Origin of the sequence: Agrobacterium tumefaciens (assembly GCA_025559845.1) — a bacterium.
Taxonomy (GTDB): Bacteria; Pseudomonadota; Alphaproteobacteria; order Rhizobiales; family Rhizobiaceae; genus Agrobacterium.
In genome coordinates, this window is record CP048469.1 from 2969105 (window position 1) to 2979005 (window position 9901).

Consider the following 9901-nt stretch of genomic DNA (forward strand, 5'->3'; position numbering starts at 1 on the left):
AGACTATCGTGGGAAAGCGCCCGGACAACAAGGCCGGTTTGCGGCAAAACCGGCCTTGTTTCTTTCAGTGTCTCGGCTTTGGACGGACAAGTCCGTCCTCGGTCAGGACAGTATCTATATGCGCGACCATGGCGGCACGCGCGGTCGCATAGATCTGATGGCACCCGGTAACGCGAAAGCCGAGCTTTTCCTGCACCCTGAGCGATGCCGGATTGTCGGCGAACACACCAGAATGCAGCGCAGTACCAGGCATACGGCGGAAGAACCGCTCACCTACGGCAGCGACCGCTTCAGTCATGTAGCCCTTGCCCCAATAGAAGCGGTTGAGCCAGTAACCGAGATGCCATTCGCCATGCCGCAATTCCACGGAGACGACGCCGATGAGGGTGTCGTCTCCATCGGTAATGGCAAAGTCCCAATCCGGCAAAGTCCCGGATGTGCGAAGGATCAGCCATTCCAGCGCATCCTGACGATGGTAGGGCGCCGGAACGCGTGCCAACATCCGCGTGACCTCGAAATCGCTCAAGGATTCGGCAATGCTGCCGGCGTCTGACAACCGCTGAGGGCGGAGCACCAGACGGCGAGTCTCGAGAGTAGGGCAGGGGCCGGGCGGTGACGCGGTATTAACGCGACGACGGGTCAGTTCCAGTGCACTCATCCCATGTCCCCCCAGCTCTTCAGCGAAACCCAGGTCTTACGATCCAGACGGTACCATTCAACCGGCACCATGCCACCAAGCGCCAGTGAACCGACCATGCCGGAACTCTGAAACTGAAAACCGCACTTCTGAATGACACGCCGTGAGGCGATATTGGTGACCCGGCACCGCGCATCGATCTGGTCGATCTCGCGGGTTCGGAACGCCATATCGATCAGCGCATGTGCCGCTTCGGTCATGTAGCCACGGTTCCAGTAGGGTTCCCCCAGCCAATAACCGATTTCCAGGGTCTTTTCATCTTCCTGGGGCTCGAGGCCGCAGCATCCCATAAACTCGCCATTGTCCATGCGCGTAATCGCATAGACGCACTTGCCAATCTCGCCAGCTTTGGTGCGTCGCACGAAGTCCACGGCGTCTTTCGCCGTGTACGGATGCGGCATACGCGACACCATGGTCGCGATATTGGCGTTGTTGGCAAGATGGGCAAGGGCGTCGATGTCTTCTTCGTGAGGCTTGCGCAATACCAGCCTCTGCGACAACAAAACGGGGCAATCGCTCCTTGACCGATCGGGCCTCGGCCGCTCCTGGGGTGACCGTGATTGGTCGACCCTTAACAATTCAGCTTGCATGGTTCAGTCCCTCCATGAGGTTAAAGAAAAAGGGGAGTTGGGTGGTGCCCCAACTCCCCTTTTTATGACTGAACCTGATGCGTCTCAGCCGGGTCGTTGGGACACCGGCTGCATATGACGCTGCCGGCTTATTCTGCGGCTTCGGCTTTCGGTGCGACGGATACGAACACGCGGCCGTTAGCCTTCGTGCGGAAGCTCACGTTGCCTGCCGTCAGTGCGAAAATCGTGTGGTCCTTGCCGATGCCAACGTTGGCGCCCGGATGCCACTGCGTACCGCGCTGACGCAGAATAATGTTGCCTGGAATGACAGCTTCGCCGCCGAACTTCTTTACGCCAAGGCGCTTGGAATTCGAATCGCGACCGTTACGCGAAGAACCGCCAGCTTTTTTGTGTGCCATTGGATTGCTCCTTTAAACCTAGTTTCCCGTGTCGCGCCGATCAGGCAGCAACGATGTCCGTGATGCGGACGACAGTGTGATGCTGACGATGGCCGCGCGAACGCTTGGAGTTCTGACGACGACGCTTCTTGAAGGCGATAACCTTCTTGCCGCGGTTGTGCTCGACAACTTCAGCCTTGACCGTTGCACCAGCAACGAAAGGAGCGCCGAACTTTGCGTCAGCGCCAACGCCGATCACGAGAACTTCGGTGAATTCTACAGTTGCGCCAGCTTCTGCTTCCAGCTTTTCGATGGTCAGCACGTCGTTGGCCGCTACGCGGTACTGCTTACCGCCGGTCTTGATGACTGCGAACATTTTTTATCCTTTCATGTTCGTTCCGGCTCTGCCCGCAAACGCGTGCTGGCCGTCTTTTTGTCAGTCGGATGAGCGGAATTTCGTCCGGGCTGAATGCCCTTCTAAACTCTGCCGGTGAAGCCACCCCGATAGGCGTGACATAAACAGAAGGCGCAATACGCCATCAATTTGGGTGCGGGATACGCGAGACTCCGGCTTGTGTCAAGACAATGAAGCTTTGAAAAGTAACCGTAACGCCAAGAATTTCAGGCGATTTCGGCTCTTCTTGCAGTCCCCCCTCGAAATTTGCATCGCAAGTGTATATATGGCGCGTAAATAAGGAGCAGAAATGGCCCGCATTGACCAGACCGACGATTGGCGGGACCGCCACGCGCCGACAATTTCAGCATTTGAATCGCTGGCCATCGAGGCCTATGGCCACCTGCCGGAAGAATTCCGCGCGCTGACCAAGGACCTCATTATCGAGATCGCCGATTTTCCGACTGACGAAGTCTTTGAAGATATGGCGCTTGAAACACCGTTTGATCTGCTCGGGCTATTTGAAGGCCGCGGCATTTCAGAGCGCTTTACCATGGAAACCGGCGAAATGCCGAACCGGATCACGCTCTATCGTCGTCCCATTCTCGACTATTGGGCGGAGAATGACGAAACGCTGGGCGATATCATCACCCATGTCCTCATCCATGAAATCGGCCACCATTTTGGCCTCTCGGACGACGACATGGAGCGTATAGAAGAAAGCGCCGAGGCTGCCGTGGACCGGTAATCCGGTCCACACCAATCACATCATCACTGTTCGCCGAGCTTCATGTCCGGGTGATATTCCTTGCCATCGACCGTCTTGGTCACGGCTTGGCCGCAGTGCATCACACCGGCTGCGGCATTGAAGGCATAGGTCGGCGAACCTGCAAGCTCCCAGCCCTTGTTAAGCGCCTCGGTAACGCGATGGCAAAACTTCGAGTCGTCCGGACCTGTGATGAAACGATAGACTTTCACTTTTCCTGCCTTTCTGGAGAAACGGGGCGAACAATCTGAACCTCGTCAGATTGCGCGAGGCCCCAACTAGATTCTGTTTTTTGCGGCGCCATGAGCGATGGCGTCAGCGAGGGCCACAAGCCTTTCGGCTTGGCCAACATGCAGTCGTTCGATCATGCGCCCGTTTTTGTTGATAACATTCAATCCAGCGGATTCGGGTTGGGCAAAAGCAGCAATGATATCCCGAGCTTCGGCAACCTCGGCCTCTTCCGGAGCAAACCGGCGGTTTGCCGCCTCGATCTGGGCAGGGTGGATCAGCATCTTGCCATCAAACCCCATATGGCGCCCCTGTTCGCATTCGAGATCGAAACTGCCGAGATCGCGAAAATCGTTCGACACGCTGTCGATGACATCCAGTCCATACGCGCGGGCAGCCAGCACAACCTGCATCAACCATGGAACCAGATAAGCGCGACCGGGCAGGGCAGGAACTCTTGTTTCCTTACGCAAATCGTTCAGCCCGACAACAAAAGCGGACAGCCGCGCGTCAGCCGTATGGGCTGCTTCGGCAATTGCAGCAGCATTGAGAACGCCGCGTGGCGTTTCGATCATCGCCCAGATTTTCAGATCCGCGGGAGCATCGCTCTCCGAGAGAAGATCGGCCACCTGATGAATATCGGACGGGGTGTCCACTTTCGGCAGGAGAACGGCATCGGGACGACAGGAAAGGACAAGCTCCAGGTCCGCTTTTCCCTCCGTCGTTTCGAAGGGATTTATGCGGATAATTGCTTCACGCGCAGCAAGCGGGCGATCCTGAAAGAATGCCCTAAGATTGTCCCGCGCCTTCTCTTTCATATCAGGCGCAACAGAATCTTCCAGGTCGAAGATCACCCCATCGCAATCAAGATCGTGAATCTTGTCGAGCGCTCGGGTGTTTATTGCGGGAACAGAGAGCAACGAACGACGAGGGCTGACGATGTTGTGATGCAAAAAATTAGCCATGCCGCACTTGTGTCAACCTTTTATGACATCTGCAAGCTGACAATCCACTGAATCCTCTTGCAAGCCGGATGAAGAAGGCCCACATTCATTTGGAAAGAAAGGTTTGGATCATGCAAGGCATCCGTTCGTTTTTCATCGCCGCATCCGGCATCGCAATTCTGGCTATGGCCGCTCTCTTCACCGCTTCGCTGACGGTGGCGTTTGTGGGCGTGCTCGCTGTTCTCAGCCTCGCGCGCCTTGTCTCCGCCCGTCTTAAGCCAGCGCCAATTCCGGTGAAAACCCGCGGTCAGCAACGCGACATGCGCGTATGGAACGACGGCAAGGGCACGATCATCGATCTCTAAGCCCCGCGCAGCAGGGTAAAACGCCACGGTACTGACAAAAGCGTACCGAATTGAGCGTGTTTGTGCTTCAAAACCCATGTGTTTTGCAGTATTTCCCACAGGGAACCTGAAGCAGGCCTTGGCGCTGCTGTTCTGTTAAAAGAATTCCGGAGCGACAGATGGAAAAGTTCACCAAGCTGACGGGCGTGGCCGCCCCTATGCCGGTCGTCAACATCGACACCGACATGATTATCCCGAAAGACTATCTGAAGACCATCAAGCGTACCGGTCTTGGCAAGGGTCTTTTCGCGGAATCGCGTTACCTCGAAGATGGTTCGCCGAACCCTGACTTCGTGCTGAACAAGCCCGCCTATCAGAACGCGCAGATTCTCGTCGCCGGTGACAATTTCGGCTGCGGATCGTCGCGTGAGCATGCACCGTGGGCGCTTCTTGATTTCGGCATTCGCTGCGTGATTTCCACCAGCTTCGCCGATATCTTCTACAACAACTGTTTCAAGAACGGCGTTCTGCCGATCGTGGTCAGCCCGGAGAACCTTGAGAAGCTGTTGGACGACGCCTCTCGCGGTTCCAACGCGGTCTTGTCGATCGATCTTGAGCGCCAGGAAATCAGCGGACCGGATGGCGGCACGATTGGCTTCGAGATCGACGCATTCAAGCGCCACTGCATGTTGAACGGTCTCGATGACATCGGCCTTACGCTCGAACATGCAGGTGCAATCGACACCTTCGAAAAAGCCAACGCATCCGTCCGTCCCTGGGCGTAAATCTAAGCTGCTTACGATGAAAGCCGATCCTGTCGCATAAAAGCGTACCGGATCGGCTTTTGCTTTGCTTGAAAAGCCCCTCCACCAGCGATAAGAAGCCCCACCCCGTCCACACCGTCGAATATGCGGCAACCGGATGGAAAACGAGTTTCATGCTGCGTCCGCCATTCTCGAAAACGCTTTGCGATGTTTTCCGGTGTGTCGCCAAGGAGGTTTTGATGACAGTTCGCACGCTTTTCCTGCTGCCCGGTGACGGTATCGGCCCCGAAGCCATGGCCGAAGTCCGCAAGCTGATCGCCTACATGAATGACGAGAAGAACGCCGGCTTCAAGATCGAGGAAGGCCTGGTCGGCGGTTCCGCCTATGACGCACATGGCGTCGCGATCTCCGACGCTGACATGGAAAAGGCGCTGGCGGCAGATGCCATCTTGTTTGGTGCAGTCGGCGGGCCGAAATGGGACGGCGTTCCCTACGAACATCGCCCGGAAGCTGGTTTGCTGCGTCTTCGCAAGGATCTTGAACTGTTCGCCAATCTGCGTCCGGCAATCTGCTACCCGGCACTCGCCGCCGCCTCTTCGTTGAAGCCTGAACTGGTTGAAGGCCTCGACATTCTCATCGTCCGCGAATTGACCGGCGGCGTCTACTTCGGCGAACCCAAGCAGATCATCGATCTGGGCAATGGCCAGAAGCGTGGCATCGACACCCAGATTTACGACACCTTCGAGATCGAACGCATTGCAAGCGTCGCTTTCGAGCTCGCGCGCACCCGCGACAACCGCGTTTGCTCCATGGAAAAGCGCAACGTCATGAAATCGGGCGTTCTGTGGAATCAGGTTGTCACTGAAACGCATGCCGCAAAGTACAAGGACGTTCAGCTTGAGCACATGCTGGCAGATGCCGGCGGCATGCAGCTTGTTCGCAAGCCCAAGCAGTTCGATGTCATCGTGACCGACAACCTGTTTGGCGACATGCTGTCCGATGTTGCCGCCATGCTGACAGGCTCACTCGGCATGCTGCCTTCCGCTTCGCTGGGTGCACCGGACGCTAAGACCGGCAAGCGCAAGGCCATGTACGAGCCAGTGCATGGCTCGGCACCCGATATCGCCGGCAAGGGTATCGCCAACCCGATCGCCATGATCGCGTCTTTCGCTATGTGCCTGCGTTATTCGTTCAACATGGTCGAAGAAGCCACAAAGCTCGAAACCGCCATCGCCAACGTGCTCGACAAGGGTATCCGTACGGCCGATATCATGGCCGAGGGTTCGCGCCAGGTCAGCACGACCGAAATGGGTGATGCGGTTCTCGCCGAATTCAAGGCGCTTTCGGCGTAACAGAAACAGCGATTGGCTGGGCAGGTGGCACCGTTGCCTGCCCGGCCTCTTTTGGTAGGAGATGTTCGTACCGCTTGTCGGTCAGCGTCTTCAAAAACGCGACAATGGCGTCCACGCGCTTGTCGTCCAGTGCCGGCGCCGAGGTCAATTCCTCCATGGCGATATTATCAGGCACTTCCGGCGAATCCCATTTTTCCCCGGTTTCCGGGTTGATCTGACGGCTCGGCTTCTTGCTTTTGTATTTCACGTAAAACAGCACGGCGGTGCGCAGGTCCTTGAACACCCCGTTGTGCATATAAGGCGCGGTAACGGCAACATTGCGCAATGTCGGCACCTTGAATTTGCCACGCGCAGACGGGTCACCCGCGACAAGCGGGTTCTGTGCCAGACCAAGATCGACCGTATCTGCTTTCGACCCGTTCGCCGCACGCACCGCCCTGTTGGCGGGGACGCCGATATTGAAATATTTGTGGTTGGTGAAGAGCCCGTTTTCCAGTCCCTTCGAACCACGGATTTCGTGGCAGAGATTGCAATTGGTGAACTGTGTCGATGACATCAGCACCCGTCCAAGCTCTTCCTGATCTGTCAGTTTTTCCTCACCCTGCAGAAAGCGATCATATTTCGAGTCAAAGGTGGAAAACTGATCCGAGCGCTCGAAACTGGCCAGCGCCTTTGTCATGGCTGCAAAAGCTGTCTCATTATCCTGAAAGACATCCCCGCCGAACTGCGTGCCGAATGCGGCGACATAATCTGGATTTTCTTTCAGCCGCTGAACAACAGCGGCCTTGTCCGGCATGCCCATTTCTATCGGATTGAGAGGAGGGCCGGCGGCCTGATCCTCCAGTGAGCGGGCCCGCCCATCCCAGAACTGCCCGCCGACATATTCGCCCGCGTCATTTTTGCCGAAAGGTGGCGAGAATTTCGTATAGGCCGCAGTCGGCGCATTTCGATCGCCAAGCGAAAAACCGTCATCGCCCAAGGAAACGTCGCGGCCAACCTTGTCCGCCTCGCGCGCATCCGAGAAACCGGCAGCCTGCATATGGCAGGTGGAACATGCCATCGTTCGGTTCATCGATATGTTGGGATCGTCGAAGAGGGCCGCGCCCAGTTTTTCGAGCGTCGCATAATCTTCACCGCCGTGCGCTTGCAGGCTCTCCAGGCCCGCTCTCACAGGGGCCATGGCGAAGATGGAAGCAAGAACGATAGAGGTGATATATCCGGGTCTGGTCATCGGTACGGCACGCTTCAGGAAAATGCGCGATTAACGCCCGCCTTATACCACTTCACATGTTCCGCGCCCACAAACTTTCACAACACGCTCCAGTTTGTCGCAGCAGGGAAGGTCACGTCCCTTTTGCAATCGCATGAAAGAAGCTGCCGGAAACAGGTCCGCGTCTTCCGCCAGAAGGTCCGAGTGCACGTCCTTGCCCATCGGCAATCTCCGCAAAAGGTTCATCCCGGCCCGGGTCGGTCACACGCGCATAATGGAATTCATGACCGCGCAACACCTCACCCGCCCTGCCAAGCGGGCCATCAACGGTAATCGTCGCCTGTCTATAACCAAGGTTCATCTTGCGCTTGGCGAAACTGGTGGCGTGCGACAAAAGCCCCGTCATCGCATGCGTAACACCATCTGCATCTTCGAGCGCCTCACCCAGCACCATGTAGCCACCGCACTCGCCGTGAACAGTTTTTTTTGCGGCAAAGCGCGCAAGACCGGCTTTGAAATTCGCAGCATCTGCAAGCGTACCGGCATGGAGCTCAGGATATCCGCCTGGCAGCCAGCAAACATCGCAAGTCTCATCGGGCGCTTGGTCGGCGAGTGGCGAGAACGGTACGATCTCCGCTCCCACCGCGCGCCAGTGGCTTTTGAGATGCGGATAAAGGAAGGTAAATACAGCATCCTCCGCAAGCGCGATGCGCTGACCGGGAGGAGCAATTGCCGCCTCTACGGAGCCAGATGGGACCTCGACAGGAGTGGCCAACGAGAGCAGCACATCAAGATCGATGGACTTTTCCATCGTGTCTGCCAGCCGTTCGATATGGGCATCGATTTCCGGGTGTTCACTGGCCTGAACCAATCCCAGATGCCGTTCCGGCAGGACAAGTGAAGGATCACGCAAGACGCAACCGACAACGGGAAGGCCAATGTTTTCGATTGCCTCGGAACAAAGCGTACGGTGCCTTTCGCTGCCAGCACGATTAAGGACAACAGCACCCATGCGGACTGCCGGATCGTAATGCGCAAAACCATGGGCAATCGCCGCAGCCGTCTGCGACTGACCGGAAACATCGAGAACGAGAAGCACGGGTATGCCGAAAAGCCGCGCCAGATCGGCAGCCGACCCGCTACGGTGTTCGGCAACAGGGATACCATCGAAAAGACCCATGGCGCTTTCGATGATGACGAGGTCGGCGCCGACGGCCTGCTCCAGAAAGAGATATCGCAACAGATCGGGCTGCATGGCCCAACTGTCGAGATTGAGACCAGCGGAACCGGTCGCAAACGCATGAAAGCCGGGATCGATGTAATCCGGGCCGGTCTTGATACCACGCACATTGACACCACGCCGGGCGAACGCGCGCAGCAGACCGATCGTCACACTGGTTTTACCGGAGCCGGAGCGTGGTGCGCCAATGATGATTGCCCGCGTTGTCATGATCAGGATATCCCGAGACGGTGTCGCATGGAAACGATATTACCAATGACGATCAGGGCCGGTGCCTCGAAATTCTCACGCTTTGCATCGTCGGCTATGTTTTTCAGTGATCCGATGAAAATTCGTTCCTGCGCAGTCGTCGCAGCCATGATGACCGCAACCGGCGTGTCACCCGACCGCCCGCCTGCCATCAAGAGGCCGGCGATGGTGCCGATGTTCTTCAGACCCATATAGACGACGATCGGCTCCTTCGTCTTGGCGAGCGCCAGCCAGTCAAGATCGTCCTCGGTACCTGCCGCATGGCCTGTAGCGAGCGTTATGGCCCGGCTGATGCCTCGCATCGTTGCCGGAATACCAGCCGCAGCCAAGGCCGTAAACGAGGACGTCATGCCCGGCAGCACGCGAAATGCAATGCCAGCCTCGCGCAGCGCTTCGATTTCTTCGCCACCCCGGCCGAAAATGAAGGGATCGCCACCTTTCAGGCGCAACACCTTTTTCCCTTTTCGAGCAAAGTCGATCAACGACGCTGTAATATTGTCCTGCACCGCAGAAGGCTTTCCGCCCCGCTTGCCGGCAAAAACGATCTCCGCCTTCGCACCCAGGGCGATAACCTCATCGCTGATCAGAGCGTCGCGCACGATGATGTCTGCTTGTCCCAGCGCAAGAGCGACATCCAGTGTGAGATAACGCACATCACCTGGCCCGGCTCCGGCGAGCCAGACATGGCCGGCTTCGAAGGCCGGTCCTTTTTGGGCGATGTTATCCAGAATTTGCGATATCGACAT

Annotated in this window: 13 protein-coding genes; 4 read left to right on the forward strand and 9 right to left on the reverse strand. The window is 57.1% G+C overall.

Annotated elements, in window-relative coordinates; genetic code table 11:
- Window positions 1-64: 64 nt before the first annotated feature.
- From FY156_14740 to rplU, 4 genes are all read right to left on the reverse strand, one after another.
- Window positions 65-658 (reverse strand): GNAT family N-acetyltransferase, encoded by a 594-nt coding sequence (locus tag FY156_14740; protein ID UXS02637.1) that lies wholly within the window; start codon window positions 656-658, stop codon window positions 65-67.
- On the reverse strand, window positions 655-1287 hold the full coding sequence (locus FY156_14745; protein UXS02638.1) for a GNAT family N-acetyltransferase: 633 nt from the start codon (window positions 1285-1287) through the stop codon (window positions 655-657). Before FY156_14745 ends, FY156_14740 begins: the two co-directional genes overlap by 4 nt.
- A gap of 128 nt (window positions 1288-1415) precedes the next feature.
- Window positions 1416-1685, reverse strand: a complete 270-nt coding sequence (rpmA, locus tag FY156_14750) for a 50S ribosomal protein L27 (GenBank protein UXS02639.1) — start codon at window positions 1683-1685, stop codon at window positions 1416-1418.
- A 40-nt stretch (window positions 1686-1725) separates the two neighbouring features.
- Entirely contained in the window at window positions 1726-2040 is a 315-nt protein-coding gene (gene rplU, locus FY156_14755) for a 50S ribosomal protein L21 (protein ID UXS02640.1), read from the reverse strand.
- 328 nt (window positions 2041-2368) lie between these two features.
- Here rplU and FY156_14760 point away from each other — a divergent pair, with 328 nt between their 5' ends.
- Complete coding sequence (locus FY156_14760) at window positions 2369-2806, forward strand: metallopeptidase family protein (protein ID UXS02641.1); 438 nt, start codon at window positions 2369-2371, stop codon at window positions 2804-2806.
- 23 nt (window positions 2807-2829) lie between these two features.
- On the opposite strand, the gene FY156_14765 is transcribed toward FY156_14760, so the two are convergent.
- Entirely contained in the window at window positions 2830-3036 is a 207-nt protein-coding gene (locus tag FY156_14765; protein UXS02642.1) for a DUF1737 domain-containing protein, read from the reverse strand.
- 66 nt (window positions 3037-3102) lie between these two features.
- On the reverse strand, window positions 3103-4017 hold the full coding sequence (locus tag FY156_14770) for a CoA ester lyase (GenBank protein ID UXS02643.1): 915 nt from the start codon (window positions 4015-4017) through the stop codon (window positions 3103-3105).
- A 110-nt stretch (window positions 4018-4127) separates the two neighbouring features.
- Here FY156_14770 and FY156_14775 point away from each other — a divergent pair, with 110 nt between their 5' ends.
- From FY156_14775 to leuB, 3 genes are all read left to right on the forward strand, one after another.
- Window positions 4128-4361, forward strand: a complete 234-nt coding sequence (locus tag FY156_14775; protein ID UXS02644.1) for a hypothetical protein — start codon at window positions 4128-4130, stop codon at window positions 4359-4361.
- A gap of 158 nt (window positions 4362-4519) precedes the next feature.
- The gene (gene leuD, locus FY156_14780) at window positions 4520-5125 is read left to right on the forward strand and encodes a 3-isopropylmalate dehydratase small subunit (GenBank protein ID UXS02645.1); all 606 of its coding nucleotides are present in this window, start codon (window positions 4520-4522) and stop codon (window positions 5123-5125) included.
- Window positions 5126-5343: 218 nt separating this feature from the next.
- Window positions 5344-6456, forward strand: a complete 1113-nt coding sequence (gene leuB / locus FY156_14785) for a 3-isopropylmalate dehydrogenase (protein UXS02646.1) — start codon at window positions 5344-5346, stop codon at window positions 6454-6456.
- On the opposite strand, the gene FY156_14790 is transcribed toward leuB, so the two are convergent.
- From FY156_14790 to cobA, 3 genes are all read right to left on the reverse strand, one after another.
- A complete protein-coding gene (locus tag FY156_14790; protein ID UXS02647.1) occupies window positions 6437-7687 on the reverse strand; it encodes a cytochrome-c peroxidase in 1251 nt (416 codons plus the stop codon). The genes leuB and FY156_14790 overlap by 20 nt on opposite strands.
- A 112-nt stretch (window positions 7688-7799) precedes the next feature.
- Window positions 7800-9116: a cobyrinate a,c-diamide synthase gene (locus FY156_14795; protein ID UXS02648.1), complete on the reverse strand. Its 1317-nt coding sequence runs from the start codon at window positions 9114-9116 to the stop codon at window positions 7800-7802.
- Window positions 9117-9118: 2 nt separating this feature from the next.
- Entirely contained in the window at window positions 9119-9901 is a 783-nt protein-coding gene (gene cobA / locus FY156_14800) for a uroporphyrinogen-III C-methyltransferase (protein UXS02649.1), read from the reverse strand.